18 protein-coding genes, 1 tRNA gene and 2 pseudogenes are annotated in these 24,790 nt (G+C 69.0%); 14 read left to right on the top strand and 7 right to left on the bottom strand.

All coding sequences use genetic code 11. The annotated features are described in order from the left end of the window. Together YU1_RS27885 and YU1_RS0104010 are read right to left on the bottom strand one after the other, a co-directional pair. Window positions 1–199: transposase (locus tag YU1_RS27885; protein WP_035713249.1), on the bottom strand; the 199-nt coding region annotated here is incomplete at its 3' end. Between the two features lie 70 nt (window positions 200–269). After that, window positions 270–536, bottom strand: a pseudogene (locus tag YU1_RS0104010) (enoyl-CoA hydratase-related protein); the annotation flags it as partial. 214 nt (window positions 537–750) lie between these two features. Between YU1_RS0104010 and paaN the strand changes: the two are divergent. The 6 genes from paaN to YU1_RS0103980 all read left to right on the top strand — a co-directional run bounded on the left by paaN (window position 751) and on the right by YU1_RS0103980 (window position 11,012). Then, window positions 751–2,400 carry a phenylacetic acid degradation protein PaaN gene (gene paaN, locus YU1_RS0104005; protein ID WP_029002961.1) on the top strand — a complete coding sequence of 550 codons (1,650 nt, stop codon included), beginning with the start codon at window positions 751–753 and terminating at the stop codon, window positions 2,398–2,400. A 25-nt stretch (window positions 2,401–2,425) separates the two neighbouring features. Further along, window positions 2,426–3,634, top strand: a complete 1,209-nt coding sequence (gene pcaF / locus YU1_RS0104000; RefSeq protein ID WP_029002960.1) for a 3-oxoadipyl-CoA thiolase — start codon at window positions 2,426–2,428, stop codon at window positions 3,632–3,634. Between the two features lie 2 nt (window positions 3,635–3,636). Further along, window positions 3,637–5,721, top strand: coding sequence for a 3-hydroxyacyl-CoA dehydrogenase NAD-binding domain-containing protein (locus YU1_RS0103995; protein WP_051356476.1), 2,085 nt, complete (start codon window positions 3,637–3,639; stop codon window positions 5,719–5,721). A gap of 18 nt (window positions 5,722–5,739) precedes the next feature. Continuing rightward, window positions 5,740–7,770: a phenylacetic acid degradation bifunctional protein PaaZ gene (paaZ, locus tag YU1_RS0103990; RefSeq protein WP_029002958.1), complete on the top strand. Its 2,031-nt coding sequence runs from the start codon at window positions 5,740–5,742 to the stop codon at window positions 7,768–7,770. Window positions 7,771–8,305: 535 nt separating this feature from the next. Then, complete coding sequence (gene glsA / locus YU1_RS0103985; RefSeq protein ID WP_051356470.1) at window positions 8,306–9,304, top strand: glutaminase A; 999 nt, start codon at window positions 8,306–8,308, stop codon at window positions 9,302–9,304. Between the two features lie 88 nt (window positions 9,305–9,392). Continuing rightward, entirely contained in the window at window positions 9,393–11,012 is a 1,620-nt protein-coding gene (locus YU1_RS0103980) for an MFS transporter (RefSeq protein WP_029002956.1), read from the top strand. 622 nt (window positions 11,013–11,634) lie between these two features. On the opposite strand, the gene YU1_RS0103970 is transcribed toward YU1_RS0103980, so the two are convergent. Both YU1_RS0103970 and YU1_RS0103965 read right to left on the bottom strand, forming a co-directional pair. Then, a complete protein-coding gene (locus YU1_RS0103970; protein ID WP_051356469.1) occupies window positions 11,635–12,219 on the bottom strand; it encodes a regulatory protein RecX in 585 nt (194 codons plus the stop codon). A gap of 22 nt (window positions 12,220–12,241) precedes the next feature. After that, window positions 12,242–13,831 (bottom strand): serine hydrolase, encoded by a 1,590-nt coding sequence (locus YU1_RS0103965; protein WP_156921953.1) that lies wholly within the window; start codon window positions 13,829–13,831, stop codon window positions 12,242–12,244. Window positions 13,832–14,127: 296 nt separating this feature from the next. Here YU1_RS0103965 and YU1_RS0103960 point away from each other — a divergent pair, with 296 nt between their 5' ends. Beyond that, entirely contained in the window at window positions 14,128–15,450 is a 1,323-nt protein-coding gene (locus YU1_RS0103960; RefSeq protein ID WP_245263217.1) for an RsmB/NOP family class I SAM-dependent RNA methyltransferase, read from the top strand. A gap of 13 nt (window positions 15,451–15,463) precedes the next feature. Here the strand turns inward: YU1_RS0103960 and YU1_RS0103955 are convergent, their stop codons facing one another. Then, a complete protein-coding gene (locus YU1_RS0103955) occupies window positions 15,464–17,500 on the bottom strand; it encodes a YgiQ family radical SAM protein (RefSeq protein WP_029002952.1) in 2,037 nt (678 codons plus the stop codon). A gap of 388 nt (window positions 17,501–17,888) precedes the next feature. Here YU1_RS0103955 and YU1_RS27880 point away from each other — a divergent pair, with 388 nt between their 5' ends. Both YU1_RS27880 and YU1_RS0103945 read left to right on the top strand, forming a co-directional pair. Continuing rightward, window positions 17,889–18,797 carry a MarR family transcriptional regulator gene (locus YU1_RS27880; protein WP_051356468.1) on the top strand — a complete coding sequence of 303 codons (909 nt, stop codon included), beginning with the start codon at window positions 17,889–17,891 and terminating at the stop codon, window positions 18,795–18,797. Window positions 18,798–19,091: 294 nt separating this feature from the next. Beyond that, entirely contained in the window at window positions 19,092–19,514 is a 423-nt protein-coding gene (locus YU1_RS0103945) for a cupin domain-containing protein (protein WP_029002951.1), read from the top strand. A gap of 225 nt (window positions 19,515–19,739) precedes the next feature. Here YU1_RS0103945 and YU1_RS34320 read toward each other — a convergent pair. Then, window positions 19,740–20,047, bottom strand: a pseudogene (locus tag YU1_RS34320) (transposase); the annotation flags it as partial. Window positions 20,048–20,237: 190 nt separating this feature from the next. Beyond that, window positions 20,238–20,313, bottom strand: a tRNA-Thr gene (locus YU1_RS0103935). A gap of 273 nt (window positions 20,314–20,586) precedes the next feature. On the opposite strand from YU1_RS0103935, the gene YU1_RS0103930 reads away from it, so the two are divergent. From YU1_RS0103930 to YU1_RS0103910, 5 genes are all read left to right on the top strand, one after another. Further along, window positions 20,587–20,775 carry a hypothetical protein gene (locus YU1_RS0103930; RefSeq protein ID WP_029002950.1) on the top strand — a complete coding sequence of 63 codons (189 nt, stop codon included), beginning with the start codon at window positions 20,587–20,589 and terminating at the stop codon, window positions 20,773–20,775. A 204-nt stretch (window positions 20,776–20,979) separates the two neighbouring features. Next, window positions 20,980–22,269, top strand: a complete 1,290-nt coding sequence (gene murA / locus YU1_RS0103925) for a UDP-N-acetylglucosamine 1-carboxyvinyltransferase (RefSeq protein ID WP_029002949.1) — start codon at window positions 20,980–20,982, stop codon at window positions 22,267–22,269. 145 nt (window positions 22,270–22,414) lie between these two features. Beyond that, entirely contained in the window at window positions 22,415–22,852 is a 438-nt protein-coding gene (locus YU1_RS0103920; protein ID WP_029002948.1) for a DUF2948 family protein, read from the top strand. A gap of 138 nt (window positions 22,853–22,990) precedes the next feature. Further along, the gene (gene hisD, locus YU1_RS0103915; protein ID WP_029002947.1) at window positions 22,991–24,283 is read left to right on the top strand and encodes a histidinol dehydrogenase; all 1,293 of its coding nucleotides are present in this window, start codon (window positions 22,991–22,993) and stop codon (window positions 24,281–24,283) included. Between the two features lie 18 nt (window positions 24,284–24,301). Further along, window positions 24,302–24,790, top strand: coding sequence for a UPF0262 family protein (locus tag YU1_RS0103910; protein ID WP_029002946.1), 489 nt, complete (start codon window positions 24,302–24,304; stop codon window positions 24,788–24,790).

The following is a 24,790-nucleotide window of genomic DNA, read 5'->3' as shown; positions in this document are numbered from 1 at the left end:
GGAAGACGGTGTTCCATTCTCCAAACAGCTCCGGCAGATCGCGCCAAGGCGAGCCGGTGCGCACGATCCACAGCACCGCCTCGATGAACATACGATTGTCCCGGCCCGAAGAGCCGCGCGTCCGCTCGTCGCCGATGATGTGCGGCGCTATCCGCGCCCACTGCTCATCCCCAAGCACCAGTCGATCAAGAACACCCATCGCTGCCTCATCAAAGGCAGCTTTGAATCACAGATCATTCAGCCCGGGAACCCCAAGAGTCCACACTACCTAGGGGATTGTAGAAGGTCTCGATGGTCTGGCCGAGGTCCGGCGGGCCATCCGCGCCGACCCGGTCGCCGAGATCCTGCCCGGCGCAGAAGCCCCGCCCCGCGCCGGTGATCAGCACCGCGCGGCAGGCCTCGTCACTGCCGGCGTCGTCCAGCGCCGCGGCGAGCTGGCGGTGCAGGGCCGCGTTGAAGGAATTGAGCCGCTCGGGGCGGTTCAGGGTGAGCGCGGTCCAGCCGTCATGGCGGTCCACGAGAAGCTCAGGCTCCACTTCGTCCTCCTTCGGAAGTCCCGACGCCGAGCCAGCGTGGAGACGCACTCCCTAATGCGGCCGGGGCGCCGGCCTCCTTCCCGGGGGAAGAAGCGGGGCTGCCGATTGAGGCCTTGACGACCCTCTTGAATTAACCGACCGATCGGTTAATGATTAGCGCAAGGGGCGGGGTTGTCAACCACCAAGCGGTGCCCCAGGCAAAAGGGAGGACGTGATGGAAGATCTCTTCCAGACGCATCGGCACTTGCTCGACGCGGCGGTCGAGGCCAGCCGCGCCCGGGGCTTCTGGAGCGCGTTCTCCGAAGTGCCGCGCACCTATGGCGAGGCGGCGCCGGCGGAGGGGCTGGCGGCGTTCGAGGCGCTGAAGGGCCAGCCGTTCGATCTTTCCCAGCCGCAGGATGGGCCGCGCATCGGCGGCGAGGTGTCGCCCTTCGGCCCGGCGCTCGGCATCACCTATCCCTCCGCCACCACCGGAACGCTGGTCGCCGCCGCCGCCACGGCCGGGCGGGAGTGGGCGCGGGCCAGCCTGGAGCAGCGGGTTGGCGTGGCGCTGGAGATGCTCGTGCGCCTCAACCGCGCCAGCTTCCTCATGGCGCATGCCGTGCAGCACACCACCGGTCAGGCCTTCGCCATGGCGTTCCAGGCCGGCGGCCCGCACGCCCAGGATCGCGGGCTGGAGGCGGTGGCCTATGCCTTCGAGGAAATCTCGCGCATCCCCGGCGCGGTGCGCTGGGAGAAGCCCATGGGGCGCTCCACGGTGCGTCTCGACAAGGATTTCCACATCGTGCCGCGCGGCGTCGGCCTCGTCATCGGCTGCGCCACCTTCCCGACCTGGAACAGCTATCCGGCGCTGTTCGCCGACCTCGTCACCGGCAACGCGGTGATCGTCAAGCCGCACCCCGCCGCCATCCTGCCGCTGGCGCTGACGGTGCAGATCGGCCGCGCGGTGTTGGCGGAGCAGGGCTTCGATCCGAACGTGCTGCTGCTGGCGGCCGATACGCCCGCCGCGCCGCTGACCAAGTCGCTGGCGCTCGATCCGGCGGTGGGCATCGTCGATTTCACCGGCTCGTCCGCGTTCGGCGGCTGGCTGCGCAAGAACCTCCAGGACAAGCTGCTCTACACGGAGGAGGCGGGGGTCAACACCATCGTCATCGCCTCCACCGACGCCTTCGCCGCCATGTGCGCCAACATCGCTTTCTCGCTGTCGCTCTACAGCGGGCAGATGTGCACCGCGCCGCAGTGCCTGTTCGTGCCGAAGGCGGGCATCGAAACCGACGAGGGGCACAAGAGCTTCGATCAGGTGGTGGCCGGCATTTCCGGCGCCATCGATGCGCTGCTGTCCGACCCGGCGCGGGCCGCCGGCGTGCTCGGCGCGATCCAGAACCCCGCCACCCTGGCGCGGATCGGCGAGGCGCGGCGCCTGGGCACGGTCGCCCGCGACAGCGCCCCGCTCGACATGGAGGGCGCACGCACCGCGACGCCGCTGCTGCTGGTGGCCGATGCCGACCGGCCGGAGACCTATCTGGAGGAGCGCTTCGGGCCCATCAGCTTCCTTATCCCCACCGCCGATGCTGCCGACGCCATCGCCCGGGCGACCGCCGCGGCGCGGAGCAAGGGCGCCATCACCGCCGCGCTCTACAGCACGGACCCGGATCTCGTGGCGGATGCGGCGAGCGCCTATGCCGCGGCCGGCGTCGCTTTGTCGGTGAACCTGACCGGCGGCATCTATGTGAACCAGAGCGCCGCCTTCAGCGACTATCACGTCTCCGGCGCCAATCCCGCGGGCAATGCCTGCCTGACCGACGTCGCCTTCGTGGCCGGCCGCTTCCGCGTCGTCTGCGTGCGCCGCCCGGCCGCTGCCTGATCCCTCAGCTGAACGGAACTTTCCTATGGCCCATGCCTATATCTGCGACTTCGCGCGCACCTCCATCGGCCGCTATGCCGGCGCCCTGAAGGACGTGCGCGCCGACGATCTCGCCGCCCATCCCCTCAAGGTCCTGAAGGACCGCAATCCCGGCATCGACTGGGAGGCGGTGGACGACGTCATCCTCGGCTGCGCCAACCAGGCCGGCGAGGACAATCGCGACGTGGCGCGCATGGCGGTGCTGCTCGCCGGCCTGCCGGTCTGCGTGCCCGGCACCACCATCAACCGCCTGTGCGGCTCGGGCCTCGACGCGGTGGGCATGGCGGCCCGCGCCATCCTCACCGGCGACGCCGACCTGATGATCGCCGGCGGCGTGGAGAGCATGACCCGCGCGCCCTTCGTCATGGGCAAGGCGGGCGAGGCGTTCTCGCGCCAGGCGGAGATGTTCGACACCACCATCGGCTGGCGGTTCGTCAATCCGGTGCTCAAGGCGCAGTACGGCGTCGATTCCATGCCGGAGACCGCCGAGAACGTGGCGGCGGATTTCCAGATCTCCCGCGAGGACCAGGACCTGTTCGCCTGGCGCTCGCAGCAGCGCACCAAGGCGGCCCAGGAGGCCGGCTTCTTCGCGCGCGAGATCGCGCCCATCATCCTGCCCGGCAAGAAGGGCGGCGTGACCATCGTCGAGCGCGACGAGCATCCGCGCGGCGACACCACGCTGGAGCAGCTCGCCAAGCTGAAGACGCCGTTCCGCAAGGAGGGCGGCTCGGTCACCGCCGGCAACGCCTCCGGCGTCAATGACGGCGCCGGTGCGCTGATCCTCGCCTCCGAGGCGGCGGTGAAGGCCTATGGCCTGACCCCGCGCGCCCGGGTGGTCTCGGTGGTGGCGGCCGGCGTGCCGCCGCGCATCATGGGCATGGGCCCGGCGCCGGCGACGCGCAAGCTGCTGGAGCGCAACGGCCTGAAGCTGGGCGATATCGACCTGATCGAGCTGAACGAGGCGTTCGCCTCGCAGGGCCTCGCCGTGCTGCGCCAGCTCGGCCTGCCCGATGACGCCGAGCACGTGAACCCGCACGGCGGCGCCATCGCGCTCGGCCACCCGCTCGGCATGTCCGGCGCGCGCCTCGCCATGACGGCGGTGAGCGCCATGGAGGTGCGCGACGCGAAGCGCGCCGTCGCCACCATGTGCATCGGCGTCGGCCAGGGCATCGCGGCCCTGATCGAGCGGGTGTGACCATGCAGGCCCGCACCTCGCCGGTAACCATCGCCCGGCACGGCGCCGTGGCGGTGGTGAGCATCGACCACCCGCCGGTCAACGCGCTCTCGCACGACGTGCGCCAGGGCCTCCTCGACGCCGTGCGCAGCCTCGACGCCGCGCCGGACGTCGCCGCCATCGTCCTCAGCGGCGGGCCGGGGCGCTTCATCGCCGGGGCCGACCTGCGCGAGATGAGCCTGCCGCCGGACGCGCCCTATCTGCCGGACGTGGTGGCGACCATCGAGGCCGCCGGCAAGCCGGTGGTGGCGGCGCTGGACGGCCCGGCGCTGGGCGGCGGGCTGGAGATCGCGCTCGCCTGCGATGCCCGCCTCGCCGGCCCGAAGGCCCTGCTCGGCCTCACCGAGACGCGGCTCGGCATCATTCCCGGTGCCGGCGGCACGCAGCGCCTGCCGCGCATCGTCGGGGTGGCCACCGCCATCGCCATGATCTGCGAGGGGCGCATCGTCAAGGCGCCGGAGGCGCTGGCGCTGGGCCTGGTGGATGCGGTGGTGGACGGCGACGTGCTGGCGGCGGCCATCGCCCGCGCTTCGGGCCAGACGAAGCGCCGCATTGCCGCGCTGCCGCTGCCCGCCGGCGATCCGGCGGCGGAGGAGGCGGCCGAGCGCGCGGCGCTGAAGGGTGCGAAGGGTGTTCCCGCCATCGCCGAGGCGATCCGGGTGATCCGGACCGCGGGCGAAGGGAGCTTCGCCGAGGGGCTGGCCCGGGAGCGCGCGACCTTCCTGCGCCTGCGCGAAAGCGCGGAGGCGGGGGCGCTGCGCCACCTCTTCCTCGCCGAGCGCGAGGCGACCAAGGTGCCGGGGCTGGAGGGCATCGCGGCGCGCCCCTTCGCCCGCATCGCGGTCATCGGCGCGGGCACCATGGGGGCAGGCATCGCGGTCGCCTTCGCCGACGCCGGCCAGTCGGTACGCGTGGTGGAGCGCGACGCGCAGGCGGTCGCCGCCGGCCGTGAGCGCATCGCCGGCCTCTACGCCCGGCAGGTGAAGAGCGGCCGGCTGACGCAAGCCGCCATGGACGAGCGCCTCGGGCGCATCGCCGTCACCGCCGACTGGGAGGTGCTGCGCGAGGTGGACCTCGCGCTGGAAGCGACGTTCGAGGATTTCGAGGTGAAGCGCGGCATCTTCCAGCGGTTCGACGCATTGCTGCCGGCGGGCGCCATCCTCGCCAGCAACACCTCCTATCTCGACCTCGACGCCATCGCCGCCACCACGCGCCGGCCGCAGGATGTCATCGGCCTGCACTTCTTCTCGCCGGCCAACATCATGAAGCTGCTGGAGGTGGTGCGCGGCAAGGCCACGGCGCCGGACGTGCTGGCCACCGGGCTGGCGCTCGCCCGCAAGCTCGGCAAGCAGCCGGTGGTGGCGGGCAATTGCGACGGCTTCATCGGCAACCGCATCTATGCCGTCTATCGCCGCCATGCCGAATATCTGGTGGAGGACGGGGCCAGCCCGCAGCAGGTGGACGCGGCGCTGGAGGCCTACGGCTTCGCCATGGGGATCTTCGCCGTCTCCGACATGTCGGGGCTCGACATCGCCTTCGCCATGCGCCAGCGGCGGGCCGCGACGCGTGATCCCGGCGAGCGCTATGTGGCCATTGCCGACGCCCTGTGCGCGGCCGGGCGCCTCGGCCGCAAGACCGGCGCCGGCTGGTATGCCTATGACGCGGCGGGGGCGAGGCAGCCCGACCCCGTGGTGGACGACCTGATCGCCGCCGCCCGCCGCGAGGCCGGCATCGCGCCCCGCAGCTTTACCGCGCAGGACATCCAGCTTCGGCTGCTGGCGGTGATGGTGAACGAGGGCGCCAAGGAACTGGCCGAGGGCATCGCGCTGCGCGCCTCCGACATCGATCTCGCCTTCGTCAATGGCTACGGCTTCCCGCGCCTCAAGGGCGGGCCCATGTGGGCCGCCGACCAACTGGGGCTGGAGCGCATCCTCGCCGAGGTGGAAGCCGCCCATGCGGCCGGAGGCGCGGGCTCCGAGCCTGCCCCCCTGCTGCGCGAACTCGCCGGAAAACAAGAAACTTTCGCCGCCTGGCGGCGCCGGCCCTGAGCCGGGAGGAGACATCAGATGAGCACCATCCTCAACAGCTACGCCCTCGGCGCCTGGATCGCCCCGACCGGTGGCCTCACGGATATTGCGAGCGCCATCGACGGGCGCGTCGTGGCCCGCGCCTCCAGCGCCGGGCTCGATTTCGGCGCCATGGTGCGCCATGCCCGCACCGTGGGCGGGCCGGCGCTGCGGGCGCTCACCTTCCACCAGCGCGCCGACATCCTGCGGGCGATCGCCGCCTATCTGGGCGAGCGCAAGGACGGGCTCTATGCGCTCGCCCTTGAGACCGGAGCGACGCGGCGGGACAATCTCGTCGATATCGACGGCGGCATCGGCACCCTGTTCGCTTATGCCTCGCGTGGCCGGCGCGAGCTGCCCAGCGAGCACTTCGTGCTGGACGGGGCGCCCGAGGGGCTGTCCAAGGGCGGCACCTTCGTCGGCGCGCATGTGCTGACCCCGCTCCAGGGCGTGGCGGTGCACGTCAACGCCTTCAATTTCCCCTGCTGGGGGCCGCTGGAGAAGTTCGCCCCCGCCTTCCTGGCGGGCGTCCCGGTCATCACCAAGCCGGCCACCGCCACGGCCTATGTGACCGAGGCGCTGGTGCGGCTGATCGTGGAGTCCGGCCTGCTGCCCGAAGGGGCGCTGCAACTGATCTGCGGGTCAACGGGAGACCTGCTGGATCATCTGGAAGGGCAGGACGTGCTGGCCTTCACCGGCTCCATCGAGACCTCGGAGAAGTTGCGCAACCATCCGGCGGTGTCGCGCAACGCCGTGCGCTTCGTGGCCGAGCGGGATTCGCTGAACGCCACCGTGCTGGGGCCCGACGCGGCGCCTGGCACGCCGGAGTTCGACCTCTTCCTCAAGGAGGTGGTACGCGAGATGACGGCGAAGGCCGGGCAGAAATGCACCGCCATCCGCCGCGTCTTCGTGCCCCGCGCCTTCGAGACGGCGGTGGCCGACGCGCTCAAGGCGCAGTTGTCCGCCATCGTGGTGGGCGATCCGCGCCGCGAGGACACCCGCATGGGGGCCCTGGTGAGCCGCGCGCAGCGCGAGTCGGTGCGCGAGAAGATCGCCGAGATCGCCACCGAGGCGGAGGTGCTGTGCGGCGACCCCGCGTGCCCCGACCTGCCCGGCGACCTTGCGGCCGGCGCCTTCATGGCGCCGGTGCTGCTGCGCTGCGCCGATCCCCGCGCGGCGGTCCATGCCCACACCACGGAAGCCTTCGGGCCGGTCGCGACCCTGATGGCCTATGAAGACCTGGCCGATGCCGCCGCCTTGATCGCCAAGGGGGAGGGCAGCCTTGTCGCTTCGCTCTTCACCTATGACGATGCGGTGGCGCAGAGCCTCGTCTTCGCCATGGCCCCGTTCCATGGGCGCCTGCTGATCCTCGACCGCGACTGCGCCAAGGAATCCACCGGCCATGGCTCGCCTCTGCCGGGGCTGGTGCATGGCGGTCCCGGCCGGGCCGGCGGCGGCGAGGAGATGGGCGGCCTGCGCGGCGTGTTCCACTACATGCAGCGCACCGCCTTGCAGGGCTCGCCCGGCCGCCTGTCGCGGCTGACGAAGTCCTGGATCAAGGGTGCGCCCGCGCCCGGTACGGCGACGCATCCCTTCACCCGGAACTACGACCTGCTGGAGGTGGGCGACACGGTGGAGACCGGCTCGCGGCCGATCACGCTCGCCGACATCGAGCATTTCGCCCATTTCACCGGCGACACCTTCTATGCCCACATGGACGAGGAGGCGGCGAAGGCCAATCCCTTCTTCCCGGGCCGGGTGGCGCACGGCTATCTCATCCTGTCCTTCGCCGCCGGCCTGTTCGTGGATCCGGCGCCGGGCCCGCTGCTGGCCAATTACGGCCTCGACAACCTGCGCTTCCTCAAGCCGGTGTCGCCGGGCGACGAGATCCGCGTGCGGCTGACCGTGAAGCAGAAGCAGGCGGCGCGGAAGCCGGAATATGGCGAGGTCCGCTGGGACGCGGAAGTGTTCAACCAGGACGGCGACACGGTTGCGCGCTACGAACTGCTGACCATGAGCGCGCGCCCCTGAGACTGCGCCGGGGCTGGATTGACCCGCAGGGCCGGAGCCGGCCCTGCGGGTTTTTTGTTGCCGTGACCGGCGGGCTCGGCCGTCGTCGGCTGGCGGGTTGCGGGAGCTGATAAGCAAGAGAACAATAATCTCTGGAGCGCACCGCGCCGGCCCCGGATGCCTCCCGTCGATGGCGATGCCGCGGACTTGCGGTGCCGGCATTCCCGGGGTCTGCTCACTCCGGCGGAGAACACTCGGCCGGGCGGGACGCTGATGCCGCAGGCGGGGCGGTCCCGCGATTTTTTGATTTCAATGCTGTCTGCGCCTGTTCTTGGGCGTCGATCAAATAGTCGTCGCTTGACAAAGGGGAGGCGCATAATAAGCTTTCATATATTGCATGACGGTAATCGTCTTCGCAAACGCGAAATATAATGAGTGCGTTGCGGTTACTGATCGTGTGAAAGCGTTGGTGGGAATAAGTCTTTTCCTGGCGGATCGGCCGAGCTTCGGCATCCCTGGGCGTGGATGCCATCGGCGTGGTCCGGGGAGGCGTGCCATGGACGTTCTGAATTCGGACGTGGACGGGCCTGGCTACATATCGACGGGCCATCTCCCGTCGGCGGAAGACGTCAGCAGGCTGGTCGCGGAAGCCCACCGGCGTTTCAGTTCCGTGATCGACGGCCAGACCTCGCAAGTCTATCCCGCGCTCGCCCGCGCGCCGGCGGATCTGTTCGGCATCTGCATTGTCGGGACCAATGGCGGCATCGTCTCGGCGGGCGATTTCGAGCACGAATTCTCCATCATGAGCGTGTCGAAGCCGTTCGTGTTCGCGCTGGTCTGCGACCGCATCGGCCCCAAGGCGGCACGGGAGAAGCTGGGGGCGAACGCCACCGGGCTTCCGTTCAATTCGCTCGCCGCCGTCGAGAATGCCTCCGACGGCCGCACCAACCCCATGGTCAATGCCGGCGCCATCGCCACGACCAGCCTCGTGCCCGGCGCGACGCGGGACGAGAAATGGCGTTTCATCCACGCTGGCCTGTCCCGCTTCGCCGGGCGCGAGCTGCCGCTCAACGAAGAGGTCTATGCCTCGGCGTCGGATACCAATTTCCGCAACCGCGGCATTGCCCGGCTGCTCCAGAGCGTGGGCCGCATCTATTGCGATCCCGCCGAGGCCACCGATCTCTATACCCGCCAATGCTCCCTGAACGTCAGCGCCAAGGACCTCGCCGTCATGGGGGCGACGCTCGCCGATGGCGGCGTGAACCCGATCACCGGCGAGCAGGTGGTCAGCCCCGAGGTCTGCCATTACGCGCTCGCCGTCATGATCACCGCCGGCCTCTATGAGTCCTCCGGCGACTGGCTCTATGAGATCGGGCTGCCGGGCAAGAGCGGCATCGGCGGCGGCATCGTCACGGTGTCGCCGGGCAAGGGCGGCCTCGGCACCTTCGCGCCGCCGCTCGATGCGGAAGGAAACAGCGTGAAGGGCCAGCTGGTTGCGAAGTTCCTGTCGCAGCGGCTGGGCATGGACCTGCTGGTCTCGCAGGCGGAACGGTAAGGAACGCCGACGCACGCCGAGGAATGTCGCGACGTCTGGGGCGCCGGCCCGGTTCCCGAGGTTACCGGCGCATCATAGGGAGGTCTCCATGTCGAGTACCGCCGCCTTCAGCCCGGCCCATGCCGAGGCGCGCTCCTCCTGGGTTCCCATGATCGCCATCGCCCTCGGCCAGGCGATCATGTCGTTCAACGTGGCCTCGCTGCCGGTGGCGCTGGGCGGCATGGTGCAGAGCTTCGGCGTGCCGCCCACCACGGTGGCCACGGGCATCGTCGCCTATTCCATGCTGGTGGCCGGCTTCGTGATGCTCGGCGCCAAGCTCACCCAGCGCTTCGGCGCGCTCCATGTCTTCCGCATCGCGGTGGTGGTGTTCGGCTGCGCCCAGGTGCTGATGACCTTCAGCCCGAACGCCACGCTGATGATCACCGCCCAGGCGCTGTGCGGCGCGGCTGGCGCGGTCATCGTGCCCTGCCTCGTGGCGCTGATCGCCGAGAATTACCACGGCAGCCAGCAGGCGACGGCGCTGGGCGCGCTCGGCTCCGCTCGGGCGGGCGCGGGCGTCACGGCCTTCCTCATCGGCGGCGTGTTCGGCACCTTCATCGGCTGGCGGCCGGTGTTCGGCATCCTCATCGCCGCCTCGGCCCTGGTGTTCGTCCTGAGCTTCCGCCTGAAGGCGGACCGTGGGCGGCCGGACGTGAGGATCGATGCCTTCGGCGTCGTCCTGGCGGCATCCGCCATCGTGCTGATCAGCTTCGGCTTCAACAATCTGAACGCCTGGGGCCTCGGGCTGGCGCGGCCGGCGGCGCCGTTCACGCTGCTCGGCCTGTCGCCGGCGCCGGTGATGATCCTCGTCGGCATCGTCCTCGGGCAGTGCTTCTTCGCCTGGACCCGCCGGCGCCAGGCGCGGGGGCTGACGCCGCTGCTGCCGCTCCAGGTGCTGGAATCGCCGCAGGAGCGGGCTGCGGTCTACACCATGTTCTGCGTGGTGGCGCTGGAGGCGGCGCTGAATTTCTCGGTGCCGCTCTATATCCAGATCGTGCAGGGCCGCTCGCCGCTGGCCACCGCCGTCGCCATGCTGCCCTTCAACCTTACGGTGTTCTTCGCCGCCATGCTCATCGTGCGCGTCTATGGGCGCTTCACGCCGCGGCAGATCGGCCGGGCAGGCTTCATCCTGTGCGCCGTGGCGCTGCTGTGGCTGGCGTTCGTGGTGCGCAACGACTGGAGTTCCGGCCCCGTCCTCGTGGGGCTGGTGCTGTTCGGCATCGGCCAGGGCTCGCTGGTGACGCTGCTGTTCAACGTGCTGGTGACCGCCTCGCCGAAGGAACTGGCCGGCGACGTGGGGTCGCTGCGCGGCACCACCAACAATCTGGCGGCGGCGGTGGGGACGGCGGTGGCGGGCACGCTGCTGGTGGGGCTGCTCAGCTCCACGGTGCTGCGCAGCGTGGCGGAAAATCCGCTGCTGCCGCCGGAGATCCAGTCCCAGGTCAATCTCGACAGCATCACCTTCGTCAGCAACGACCATCTGGCGGGGGTGATGGCCCGGACCACCGCCGGGCCGGAGCAGGTGGCGGAGGCGGTGCGGGTGAACACGGAGGCACGACTCAGGGCGCTGAAGATCGGATTCCTGATCATGGCGGGCCTCGCCATGCTCGCCATCATGCCCGCCGGCCGCCTTCCGAACTACCGCCCGGGCGAGATTCCGGCCGAATAGCCGGCAAATATCGTTCCATTTCCGTCGGCTTCTCGCGGATTGCGCCGGGCCCGGCCGATCCGGCGCCGGCGCGAGGGCCCTCTGCTCGGCGCCCGCCCAGCAATTGGCGGCCGGCGCGGAGATGGTGGCCGATGGCCGGAAGCTTCGGCTGGATCACCGGCCGGATGACCTTAATGCCTCCAAGTTGAAGCCGAGCGTTCGGCTCCAACGGAGGTTGACATCCATTTCGGAAACGAACGGCATTTACTCCCCTGCGCCGAACCGGCTTTGTGCCGGTGGGTTGCAACTGCGGCCCCAACGCTGCGTCGCTCACCTGAACAGCTTCAGGCCGCGACCAGGCAATCAGGCCGCCGCGCGCGGCTGCATGTGACGCCCACGGCATGTGGGGACGCCATGGCGGTATCTCCCGCCCCCGCGGCCCGGTGCCTGGCGTTGGCATAGGAGACGCAACATGAACGATACTCACATGTCCATCAGCCGGGCGGAACGTCTGCTCGTGGTCCTGATGCTCGTGGCATGCGCGGCCCTGGTGGTGATGGTGATGATCCCGACCAGGTGAGACGCGCACGGGCCTCGCCGGCCAGCCGGCGGGGGCGCCGCCGTCCTCAAGTCATGACCCGGGTCAGTCCTCCGCCTCGCCATAGAGCAGCCGCTCCGCTTCCTCCAGCGACATCCGGCACAGCCTGATGGCGAGGTCGGACGAAAATCCGGCCCGCGCGAACGCACCGACATCCTTCATGAAGGCATTCTCGACGGGCTTGATGCGCCAGGGGCCGATGCGCCGCCGCTTGGCATAGATCACCGCGGCATGGGCATCGTCCAGCTCCTCGCTGACCTGCGAGATCATCCTGTCCTCGATCCCCTTGGAGGCCAGCACCTGCGAGAGCCGGCGCCGGGACAGGCCGCGCCGCAGGCCGGAGGCGGCCTTTCCCTCCGCATAGGCGAGATCGTCCACATAGCCATACTCCAGGCAATGGGCGACCGCGCGCTCGACCAGGCGGGCAATGGCGGCCGGGTCCGCATCCGGTATCCGGCTCGGCGCCTTGCGCAGCAGGACCTGGCGCAGGTTCTCGACGCTCGATGAGCGCTGGCTCAGATAATAGACGGCCGCCCGCTTCAGCCAGGCGATCTGCTCGGCCTCGCTCGTCAGGGGCTTGCGCGGCTTCGTCGCGGGCGACGTCCCGGCGGATGGGGAATGGCGTTTCATCTGCCCGCGCCCGTCGTCCGCCTCACTGGCGGACGAACCGCCCGAGGCCCAGCTCGTTCAGATAGTCGATGGTGAAGTCCCGCGCGTGGCCCTTGCCGCCCATCTTGAACGAGATGGCGGCCTGCGAGCCGAGAGTCTCGTTCTCCGCGGACGGATGGAAGGCGAAGGTATCGCCGGTCCAGTGCGACAGGCGGTAGCGCGACCGGCCGAGCTTGAGTTCCAGCCCGCCGTCGATGCGGGAGATGGTGGCGGGGCCGAAATAGGCGTTCCCATAGGTGCCGGCATAAGCCCCCAGCCGGGCGGCGGGCTGCGGCGCGGCCGGGGGAGACTTGCCCACGAGACTGCCGGCGGGCGCGTTGAGCTGGGTCATGATGGGGGCGTAGGCGGCGTACCAGTCGCGGGTCGGCTGGCCCGTCTCGACCCGGTCCATGAAGTCGGCGCCGATCGCCTCGGCGACGCCCGTGGGCGCTGCATTGGTCAGGATGACGATGCCGAGGCCCTGCGAGGGCAGCATGCGGTAGTTGGTGGAGGCGCCCAGGCTGAAGGCACCGGAATGGTCGAGCGCGACACGCCCGGAGGAGGTGATGGAGACGCCGATGCCGTAGCCGTAGAACGAGGGCCGCGCATCCATGGCGGCGGAGGGGCTGGAGATCATCTCGGCCCTTGCCGCCGGCAGCAGCGCGGCCGCAGGGACCACCTGCCGGCCCTCGAATGTGCCGTCTTGCAGGACAAAGTCCATCCATCGGGCGAGATCGTTCACCGTGGAGCTCACCCCGCCGGCCGGGGACTGCGCATCCGCATCGCGCGTGAATTTCGCCTGGAACCTGCCGTCCACCTGGACATGCAGCAGGGCGCGGTTCGGTCGCCGCGCGTAGTCCGCGTAACGCTCGCTGGTGGAGGTCATGCCGAGCGGCTTGTACAGCACCTCTTCCGCCAGGCTCTCCCAGCTCTTGCCGGCCGCCGCCGCCACCGCTTCCGCCCCGGCGGTGATGCCGTAATTGGTGTAGGCATACGTGTTCCGGAAGCTGTCGAGCGGGAGCAGCCGCAGCCGTTCGAGGATCGTCCGGCGGCCATAGCCGAGATCCTCCAGGTCGTCGCCGGCATGGTCGGGCAAGCCGGAGCGATGGCTGAACATGTCGGCGATCGTCACATGGCTCGTTACCCAGGGGTCCGCGAGGCGGAACCAGGGCAGGTGGCGCACGATGGGCGTATCCCAGCCCACCACCCCCGCGCCGACCTGCTGGGCGACGACGGACGCCGACAGGGACTTGGAGAGCGAAGCGATCTGGAACACCGTGTCCGCATCCACCGGCGCGGCCTCGCCCGCCTTGCGGACGCCGAAGCCCTTGGCATAGACGGTCTTGCCGCCGCGGACCACGGCGATGGCCATGCCCGGAATGCCGCTGCGCTTCATGAGGTCGGCGGCGACGCTGTCGAGGCTGGCAATGGCCGCGTCGATCCGCTCCGGCGGGATCTGCGTCGCCACGAACTGCGGCGGCGATGTCTCGGCAGCGGCCGCCGTCATGTTCACGGGGCCTGCCGCCAGCGCGAGGGCGAGGATGCGCACGAGGGGCCGTGCCGCGAACATCCGGGCGATGGGCAATGAGAGCATGCGCGAAGGGCCTCGGGCGACAGGGAAGGGCACGGCGCCGATCCGCGAGGACAACCGGCCGTCCAGCGGAACCTAGCCCATTGCGTCGCGCCGGCAAGGTGCGCGTGCCACGCCGCGCTCTGGCCTCCCGCGCCCCCCATGCGCGGGCGGGCCGTCGAGCGTGCGGTGCCGCATCCGGTCGAGTCCGATGCCGGCCATAGGCAACAGCACCGCTTTCGCCTATGGTGCCGCGTTTTTTTCAGCCTGATCGCTTCTCTGTGACCCCAGCCGCCCGTCTGCAAGCAACTCTCGACCTGATGCATGAAGTCGATAGCGTCGCGCGTCCCGTCGATGCTGTCGTCTCCTCGTTCTTTCGCGCCCGACGCTATATTGAGGACAGGGATCGCGGCTCCATCTCCGATCTGCTCTATGCGCTGCTGCGGCATCACGCACGGCTGGGCTGGTGGCTGGCGCGCCTGGAACGCCCGGACCTGCCGCGCAACCGGCTGCTGGCGTGGCTTGCGCTCGACGGTGGCCGGACGCCGGAGCAGGTCCAGAAGCTGTTCAACGGCGAAAAGTTCGCGCCGGCCATCCTGAAGGAGCATGAGCGCGCGCTGCTGGCCAGGCTGCAGGGCGGCGCCATCGACCATCCGGACATGCCCGACGACGTGCGCGTGGAATGCCCGGCCTGGGCGGCGGACTTTCTGCGGCACCGGTTCCTGGATTCCTTCGAGCGCGAGATGACCGCGCTCCTGACGGTTCCTCCCCTCGATCTGCGCGTCAACCCGATCAAGGCGACGCGGGAGGGCATGCTGGAGGCGCTGCGCGCGCTCGGCCTCAAGGCCGAGGTGTCCGACATGGCGCCCTATGGCATCCGCATCCGGCAGCGGCCCTCCCTGTCCGGCCTGCCGATGCTGAAGAGCGGCGAGGTTGAGATCCAGGACGAGGGCTCGCAACTGGTGGCCATGCTGGTGGACGCGCGGCCGGGCGACCGCGTGGTCGATTTCTGCGCCGGCGCCGGCGGCAAGACGCTGGCGATCGCCGCGCAGATGGCGAACAAGGGCCATGTCATTGCCTGCGATGTCATGGACTATCGCTTGAAGCGGGGGGCCGAGCGGTTCCGGCGGGCCGGTCTGCACAACATCCAGACCCGGCTGCTGACCAGCGAGACGGATCGCTGGGTGAAGCGCCACAAAGGCTCCTTCGATCGCGTGCTGGTCGATGCCCCGTGCAGCGGCACCGGCACATGGCGGCGCAATCCCGACGCCCGCTGGCGTGCGCTGGGGCCGGGGTTGGACAATCTCCTGCCGCTACAGGCCGGAATTCTTGCCAGCGCGGCGCGGCTGGTGAAGCCCGGCGGACGGCTCGTCTACGCCACGTGCTCCATGCTGCCGCGGGAGAATGAGGAGCAGGTGGCCGCCTTTCTGGCGGCGCATCCCGACTTCAGCGCCGTGCCGCTGCGCGAGGTCGCGCCGCAGCTGACGGGATCGGCGCACCCCGACTATCTGTCGCTGACGCCCGCCCGCCACGATACGGACGGCTTCTTCGCCGCCGTCATGCAGCGCGCGGCCACGCCGCCGCCCGAGCCGTCATCACTCGAATCCGTGCCGGCGCAGGGCGAGGGCGGGAACGCAGCCTGATCGCGCCGGCCGCTCACTTGCGCGGCAACGGCACGCCCTTGGTGGTGAAGCGCTGCCCGCCCCGGCTCGTGGGGCGCACGGGGCGCTTGGTGCCCGCGGCCTTGCCGGTTCCGGGCGGCTGAAAGGCCGGCACGAGCTGGTCGGGGCGCGAGCCGATCAGGTCGGCGCGCCCCATCTCCTTCAGCGCCTCGCGCAGCAGCGGCCAGTTGTCCGGGTCGTGATAGCGCAGGAACGCCTTGTGCAGGCGGCGCTGCCGCCCGCCCCGCATGGTCTCCACCTGATCGCTCGCGCCGCGCCGCACCCCCCGAAGCGTGTTGACGCCGGTGTGGTACATGGCGGTGGCCGTGGCCATGGGTGAGGGCAGGAAGGTCTGCACCTGATCGGCGCGGTAGCGGTTCTTCTTGAGCCAGAGCGCGAGGTTCATCATGTCCTCGTCGGTCGTGCCCGGATGCGCCGCGATGAAATACGGGATCAGGAAATACTTCTTGCCGGCCTGCTGAACGGCGGCGTCGAACATTTCCTTGAAGCGATCGTAGGTGCCGATGCCCGGCTTCATCATCTTGTCGAGCGGGCCGCTCTCGGTGTGCTCGGGCGCGATCTTCAGATAGCCGCCGACGTGATGGGTCACCAGTTCCTTGACGTATTCCGGGCTCTTCACGGCTAGGTCGTAGCGCACGCCGGAGGCGACCATCACCTTCTTGATGCCCTTCACCTCGCGGACCTTGCGATAGAGCCGGATCAGGTCGTCGTGCGAGGTGTTGAGATTCGGGCAGATGTCGGGAAAGACGCAGGACGGCAGGCGGCACGCGGCCTCGATCTTCGGGTCCTTGCAGGCCATGCGGTACATGTTGGCGGTCGGCCCGCCGATGTCCGAGATCACGCCCGTGAACCCCGGCGTCTTGTCGCGGATCAGCTCGATCTCGCGCAGGATCGAGCCTTCCGAGCGGTTCTGGATGACCCGGCCCTCGTGCTCGGTGATCGAGCAGAAGGTACAGCCGCCGAAGCAGCCGCGCATGATGGTGACCGAGAACTTGATCATGTCCCAGGCGGGGATCTTGACATCGCCATAGGCGGGATGCGGCGCACGGGCGTAGGGCAGGTCGTAGACCGCGTCCATCTCCTCGGAGGTCAGCGGGATGGGCGGTGGGTTCAGCCACAGGTCGCGGTCGCCGTGGCGCTGGACCAGCGGGCGCGCATTGCCGGGATTGGCCTCCCGGTGGAGCACGCGCGAGGCGCGGGCATAGGCCTCGCGATCCTGCTCGACCTGCTCGTAGGAGGGCAGCCGGATCACCGTGTCGCCGGCGTGGCGGGCGGCCGCCTCATCCGCGGAGTCGAGATCGTCGGCGTGCAGTTCGGTGTAATGGTCGGGCACCTTGCGGAACAGAGCCACGCCCCGGATGTCTTCCAGATCGCGCGGGGCCTCGCCATCGGCGAGGCGGTTGGCCACCTCCACCACGGCGCGCTCGGCATTGCCGTAGATCAGCAGATCGGCCTTCGCGTCCGCCAGGATCGAGCGGCGCACCTTGTCGGACCAGTAGTCGTAATGGGCGATGCGGCGGAGCGAGGCCTCGATGCCGCCGAGCACGATCGGCACATCCTTGTACGCCTCGCGGCAGCGCTGGGTATAGACGATGGTCGAGCGGTCCGGCCGCTTGCCGCCCTCGCCGCCGGCCGTATAGGCGTCATCGTGGCGCAGCCGGCGGTCCGACGTGTAGCGGTTGACCATCGAATCCATGTTGCCGCCGGTGACGCCGAAGAACACATTCGGCCTGCCCAGCGCCTTGAACGGTTCCGCCGACTGCCAGTCGGGCTGGGCGATGATGCCGACCCGGAAACCCTGGGCTTCCAGCAGCCGGCCGATGATCGCCATGCCGAAGGAGGGATGATCCACATAGGCATCGCCGGTGACCAGCACGATGTCGCAGCTGTCCCAGCCGAGCGCCGTCATCTCGGCGCGGCTCATGGGCAGGAACGGCGCCGCCGTGCCGGATCGCGGCCGGTGGCGGGGCACGGAAATCGGAGGCTTTTCGGCGTAGGCTTGGATGTCCATGGGGTCCACGCATAAGACTGCGCCGCGGCGAATTCAATCAACACGTGTTGCGGCCCCGGACAAATACCCCGCATCCATGGCCGCACGGCGGCAAGCGGCCCGAAAGCCGGGACGGCTGTGGCGGCGCTCCCGGCGGGTCCGCCCCTCGCAAGGGGGGGCCGGACGAGCCGCCTCACACGATTTCAGGTCCGGTTGGCCCTGGCGGTGCACGGATGAAATGCGCGGTGTTTGAGTTCATATTGGCGGGTGCGGGGCGTGCGCTCGGCGGCGCACTCTGCGCGAAGATGTGGCGGGCCCGTCTGAACGCACGGTTTCGCGTGCGTTTTGCCCCTTGGGATCGGTACTGTCCCGCCCACATCCTGAGATGGCCGCACGCACGGGGGACGTCATGGGTGATGAGATCCGGCTTGTGCTGTCAGCGGAAGGGGTTCTCGCGCATCCGGGCTTCGGGAAGGCGCGGGACATCTATATCCGCGAGATGCTCGAACTGCATGAGAACCAGCCGACGGAGAACCGGCTGCTCATAGATGGCGGAACCGCATCCATCTTCTTCAGCGTCATCATCATGAACGCCGGCTATCAACCCGATGTCCGCTCCACATGGCCGACCATGCAATCATTGAAAAGCCAGATGGAGGCTCATGGCATTGCCAGCGGGCGTCGCACCCATGACATCGTCCGGCGCCTCATCGACCGAGGATATATCACGACGTTCACCGCGCAGCGCGACAGGCGCAGCACCCTGCTTGCGCCGACCGATAAGATGCTGGCTCACGATCAGCGTTCGCTGCTTTGCTATTTCCATCCGCTGCATGCGCTGTTCCCCGATCCCGGATATCCCGAGCCGATGCGACGGGACCTTGCGTTTCATCGCGCGGCGCGGGAGGTCAGCATCGCCTTTCTGGCGCACGCGCAGCAGTTCATCCTGGCCAATCCGGTGATCGCGTTCTTTCTGCCCCGTCAGGCCGGCCATATGATCCTGACCAAGCTCATGCATCTGTGCGGTGATCAGGACGACCACGGGGTGCCGAAGGTGTCGTTCGTCAAGATCGGCGATAGCTTCGGCGTCTCGCGCACCCATGTCCGCAAGTTGCTGCGGGAGGCGGAGGAACTCGGCTTTGTCCGTCTGTTCGGCAACAGCGTTGCGGTCACGGCGACCTGCCGCGCCGGCTTTGATCGGTTTCTGGCCGATACGATGGCCGGCAATGATCTCGTGTACCGGCTGGCAATGGCGAAACTGGCTTCTATGCCGGCGGCCGGGGCGCAATCCGTGGATGCCGCGATGGTGGATTTCTAGGCGGGCGATAAAGGACAGCGCCGCCCCCGCCACCCCCGAGGCCTGCCGATCAGCCGCGGCGGTAGGTAGCTTGAAACCGACGCCGGACCGGCTTCCATGTCCTGGGAAATGCAGGCGAAAAGTTCCGTAACACTTGCCGAACGACGCTCCTAATGTCTGCCCAGCTTGAACGCGACCTCTCGCGGAACGGCCAATCACGGGACCGGCAGCGCCTGCACTTGCGGCGGTGCCTGAGGTCTGGTCGAGGCTGCCGAGACAGCATCGGCGGCTGGAACGTCACCATCGGGGGATGCCATGGTACCCATTGTTGCCTCGGAAGGGATTGCGCGCATTCACGTGCAGGGTGCGACTGACCCGGCGGTCAATTGGCTGGGCGCCTTTGCCACGTGCGGCGGGCATGGCGCAGCCCAATCCTCTACGATCGTTTACGAAATTCCTCCAGGTGGGCGCCTTGGCTGGCACACCGACGCCACCGAGGAAACCCAGTATATCCTGTCCGGAAAAGGCGAGCTGCTGATGGAGGACGGCACCCAGGCGATCGGGCCGGGCAGCGTCTTTGCCCTGCCGCCCAATGTGCGCCACGACATCGTCAATACGGGCAGCGAGACGCTTCATGCCGTCGCGTTCTTCGCCGCGGCCATGTTCACCCAGACCTTCGATCAGGTGATGCTGCCGCCCAACACGCATGTGCTCGGGACGCCCAACCGGGAGGGCTGACCGACCGCCGCGACGCGTCGCGGCGCCGCATCGATCGGCTCCGGTAAGATATGCCGGTGCCCTTGGCGGGGTGCGGGTGATGAGCCGCGCCCGACCCGCTCCCCGTTTTTCCGGCCAGCTTGAACTGGAATTTTCCAACTGTGGTCCCCGTGTTGGGGACGAGGAGAGTTCCATGAAGACGTCGAAGTTCACGGAAGCGCAGATCGCGTTGATGTTGGAGCAGGGGACCGCGGCCAGCCCCATCCGCGCGATCAGGCGACGGACGCGCTTGCGGCCGACCGCATGGCCATTTCGCCGCGGGTGACGCGCCAGCCGCCACGAGCCGTACCACGGGGTCTCCATGAACTGCTCATCGAGCCCGCTCGGCGGGCCCCCGACATTCCCTCAATCGGCCGCTTCTTCCAGGCGTTGATCATCGACCGGTGAATGCCATGTTTGGCCGCCGGCTGCGCGATCGCCTGTTCGCCGTGGATCGCGCCCAGCGTCACCTTGGCCTTGAACTCCGCAGGATACAGCTTCCTCTTCCCCGTCATCTGGTGCGTCCTCTCGTCAAGGCGAACCAGGCTCAGCTACCTGTCGAGCTTTCGGGGACCACCTCGGCTCTCAGCCATCGCGAGGCGGCGACCGCTTGGATGTACCACATCGCATTTGCGGGCCAATCGGAGGGGGCACGCCCAGTGCGATTCTTTAAGGCATTGAAATTTAAATAAAAAAACTCGCGAATGGTGCCGCAAGAGGGATTCGAACCCCCGACCCCCTCATTACGAATGAGGTGCTCTACCAGCTGAGCTATTGCGGCACTGCGACCTCGCGGCGCCGTCCTCCGGTCAGACGGCGGGGCGTGCGACAGGCACAACCCGCCCCATCGCCTCGACGAAAGAACGTGCGCCTCTCATACGGAAGAGACGGTCGACTTTCAAGGGCGGTGCCGCTGCCATCCCGCCCGGTGTGGGCGGAGTGCGGGAAAAGCCATGACCGTGCAGGATTTCATCCACCATGACGCGGGGATTGAATGGGGCGGAGGCGGCTGGTGGCTTGCGCCTGGCTTGCCGGGCCGCTACCGGATGAGGTCATGACCGCCGAGGACGAGAAGGCCGCGCGGCTCGCCGCGGCGCTGCGGGCCAATCTTGCCAAGCGCAAGGCGCAGAAGCGCGCCCGCGCTGACGGCGGCGCGCCGGGTGATTCCCGCTCCGACGATGCGCCTGGCTTGCACGGGGCAATGCCCTCAGGTCGGGCCGAGGGATCCGGCGAAAAGGAATAGCCTGCGCGGACAGGTGGTTGTGGTGGCCCGTGCGCGGCCCGGTTGTGCCGGCGTTGTGCCGGACGTCGAGGCGGGCTAGACGTCATCGCTTGCACATAGGACTGCGCCGGGGGGCGCGGCAGGACTGGATGCGGCGGCGCATGGCGCCTGGAGGCGACCCGATCGGGGCGCCGGGACTGGGGCGGCAAGAGGAGCGGTCGTTAGATGGACAAGATTCGCATCGTCGGCGGGCAGAGCCTGAACGGCACCATTCCCATTTCCGGTGCCAAGAACGCCGCGCTGCCGCTGATGATCGCGTCTCTCCTCTCCGAGGAGAAGCTGATCCTGGAGAATGTGCCCCGCCTTGCCGACGTGGCGCTGCTCCAGCGCATCCTCGGCAATCACGGCGTGGACATCACCGTGAACGGCAAGCGCAACGGCGATAGCCCGAGCGCCGGCCAGACCATGGAGATCGATGCCCGCGCCATCGTCGACACCACCGCGCCCTACGATCTCGTCTCGCGCATGCGGGCGAGCTTCTGGGTGGTGGGGCCGCTGCTGGCGCGCATGGGGCAGGCCCGCGTCTCCCTGCCCGGCGGCTGCGCCATCGGCACCCGCCCGGTGGACTTCCACCTTGATGCCCTGCGCGCGCTCGGTGCCGAGATCGACATCGATGCCGGCTATGTGGTGGCCCGCGCGCCACGCGGCCTGACCGGCGCGCGCATCGTCTTCCCCAAGGTGTCGGTGGGCGCGACCCACACCGCGCTCATGGCCGCCGCCCTCGCCAAGGGCGACACGGTGATCGAGAACGCCGCCCGCGAGCCGGAAATCGTCGATCTCGCCGATTGCCTCCTCAAGATGGGCGCGCGCATCTCCGGCGCCGGCACGTCCACCATTCACATCACCGGCGTGCCCCGCCTGCGCGGCGCCCGGCATTCGGTCCTGCCGGACCGCATCGAGACCGGCACCTATGCCATGGCCACCGCCATGACCGGCGGCGACGTGACGCTGGCCGGCGCCCGGGCGGACCTGCTGGAGAGCGCGCTCGATGTCCTGCGCGCCGCGGGCGCGCAGATCGACGTCAACAACGAGGGCATCCGTGTCCGCCGCAACGGCGCCGGCCTGTTTCCGGTGGAAGTCTCCACCGCGCCCTATCCTGGCTTCCCCACCGACCTCCAGGCCCAGCTCATGGCGCTGATGACGCGCGCGCAGGGGCGCTCGCGCATCACCGAGACCATTTTCGAGAACCGCTTCATGCATGTTCAGGAACTGGCCCGGCTCGGCGCCACCATCCATCTAGAGGGCGACTGCGCGGTCGTGGAGGGCAACGACCATCTGAAGGGCGCACCCGTCATGGCGACGGACCTGCGCGCCTCGGTTTCGCTGGTCATTGCGGGCCTTGCGGCCGAGGGCGAGACCATGGTCCAGCGTGTCTATCACCTCGACCGCGGCTTCGAGCGGCTGGAAGAGAAGCTCTCCAACTGCGGAGCGCAGATCGAGCGGATCAGCGGCTGACGGCCATGGACCGCCGCCACGGTGATCGCGGCGCGCGATCCGCATCGCCGCAGGCCTGAAGAAACCGGGCAAAGCCGCGCGGCGCCTTGCGTCGCGTGGCTTTCATGCCTATGTGCCAAGCGGAGCAGATAAGGAGTGTCGGCTCATGGACGAGCTCAAGCTCTTCGCATTGGATGACGAGGATCTCGCCATCATCTCCGCCCATCTCCAGGACGCGGTCGTCAAGGTGGGCGACATGGGGTTCGTGTCGAAGGCGCAGCGCTTCGCCCTGGTGCTGAACCGCTTCGACTGGGACCAGAAGGAAACCGCCCAGGAACTGGTGCGGCGCCGCACGGGACTGCATTTCGAGCGGGTGCGCGCGGTGAAAGTGCGTGGCATCGACCTTCAGGCGAAGGATCAGGTGCTGAACCTGCTCGCCATCATCTTCCTGCCCGACGAAGAGCCGTCCGGGCACCTGCTGCTGACCTTCTCCGGAGGGGCGGAAATCCGCCTCGACGTGGAGTGCATCGAGGCGGGCATGTCCGACCTCGGTCCGGCGTGGGGCTGCACCCACGCCCCGGCGCACAAGGACACCGCGGCCTGAACTGGCCGCCCCCACCGTGAGGGGGCGGCGCAGGGTCGCGGCTTGGCCGCTTTGCGGCCCGCACCCGGTGCCGCGCCCCACCGGGGTGTTGCATTCCGCGCGGATCGGCCCCAAGGAAACCGGGCCAAGGAAACCGCGATGCCGATCCGTCTCGATACCCAGTCCCCCGCTTTCCCCGCCGCCTTTGCCACCTTCCTCGACAGCAAGCGGGAAGCCGCGGCCGATGTCGCCGCCGCCGTCGCCGACATCATCGCTGCGGTGCGCGCGCGGGGCGACGATGCCCTGGTCGAACTCTCCCGCACCTTCGACCGCGTTGAACTGGAAGGACGCATCCGCGTCACCGAAGCCGAGATCGACGCGGCGCTGGCCGAGGTTCCGGTGGAGACCCGCGAGGCGCTGGAATTCGCCAAGGCCCGCATCGAGGCGCACCACGCCCGCCAGCTTCCCGAGGACGAGCGCTATACCGACGCCGCCGGCGTCGAGCTGGGCCAGCGCTGGACTCCGGTGGATGCGGCCGGCCTCTATGTGCCGGGCGGCACCGCCGCCTATCCCTCGTCCGTACTGATGAACGCGGTGCCGGCCAAGGTGGCGGGCGTGCCGCGCGTCGCCATGGTGGTGCCCTCGCCGGACGGGATCATCGCCCCGCTGGTGCTGGCCGCCGCGCGGCTTGCGGGCGTGGACGAGGTCTATCGCGTGGGCGGTGCGCAGGCAGTGGCCGCGCTCGCCTACGGCACCGCCACCATCGCGCCGGTGGACAAGATCGTCGGCCCGGGCAATGCCTACGTGGCCGCGGCCAAGCGCCAGGTGTTCGGCAAGGTCGGCATCGACATGATCGCCGGCCCGTCCGAGGTGCTGATCCTCGCCGACGGCGAGGCCAACCCGGCCTGGATCGCGGCCGACCTGCTGGCCCAGGCCGAGCATGACCCGGCCGCGCAATCGATCCTCGTCACCGACTCGCATGCCTTGGCGGAGGCGGTGGAACGGGCGGTGGAAGCCCAGCTCGTCACGCTGCCGCGCCGCGACATCGCCAGCGCCTCCTGGCGCGACCATGGCGCGATCATCCTGGTCCGCGACATGAGCGAGGCGCCCCTTCTGGTCGATCGCGTGGCGCCGGAGCATCTGGAAATCCACAGCGAGCATGCCGAGCGGCTGGCGAGCAATATCCGCCACGCGGGCGCGATCTTCATCGGCGCCTATACGCCGGAGGCCATCGGCGACTATGTGGGCGGCACCAACCATGTGCTGCCGACCGCGCGCTCGGCGCGCTTCTCCTCCGGCCTCGGCGTCTATGACTTCATGAAGCGCACCTCTATCCTGAAGTGCAGCGCCGCCTCGCTGAACATCATCGGCCCGGCGGCCGTGCGCCTTGCGGCGGTGGAGCGGCTCGACGCCCATGGCCGCTCCATCCTGATCCGCACCAACGCCGGCTAACCGGATGCGTGAGACGCCATGAGCCAGACCCCGCCGCCGAACCGCCTGTGTGCCGTCACCCTCGACGAAGCCTCCATCGGGCGGTCCGGGGCGGATGTGGAGCATGAGCGCGCCACCGCCATCTACGACCTCCTGGAGGACAACCGCTTCACCCCTGTGGGCGATCCGGGGGAGGGGCCGTACACGCTGCACATCGGGCTGATGGACAATCGCCTGGTGCTCGACATCAAGCGTGCGGACGGCGCCGAGGCGGTGGTACAGCACCATCTCTCGCTGACCCCGTTCCGCAAGGTGGTGAAGGACTATTTCCTGATCTGTGAGAGCTATTACGCCGCCATCCGCACCGCCTCGCCCACCCAGATCGAGGCCATCGACATGGGTCGGCGCGGATTGCACAACGAGGGCTCGACGCTGCTCCAGGAGCGCCTGAAGGACAAGGTGGAGGTGGATTTCGACACCGCCCGCCGGCTGTTCACCCTGATCTGCGCGCTGCACTGGAAAGGGTGA

The organism is Azorhizobium doebereinerae UFLA1-100, from assembly GCF_000473085.1.
In the GTDB taxonomy this organism is placed as follows: domain Bacteria; phylum Pseudomonadota; class Alphaproteobacteria; order Rhizobiales; family Xanthobacteraceae; genus Azorhizobium; species Azorhizobium doebereinerae.
The sequence above is the reverse complement of the archived record's forward strand: the minus strand, read 5'-3'. Positions and strand labels throughout refer to the sequence as shown.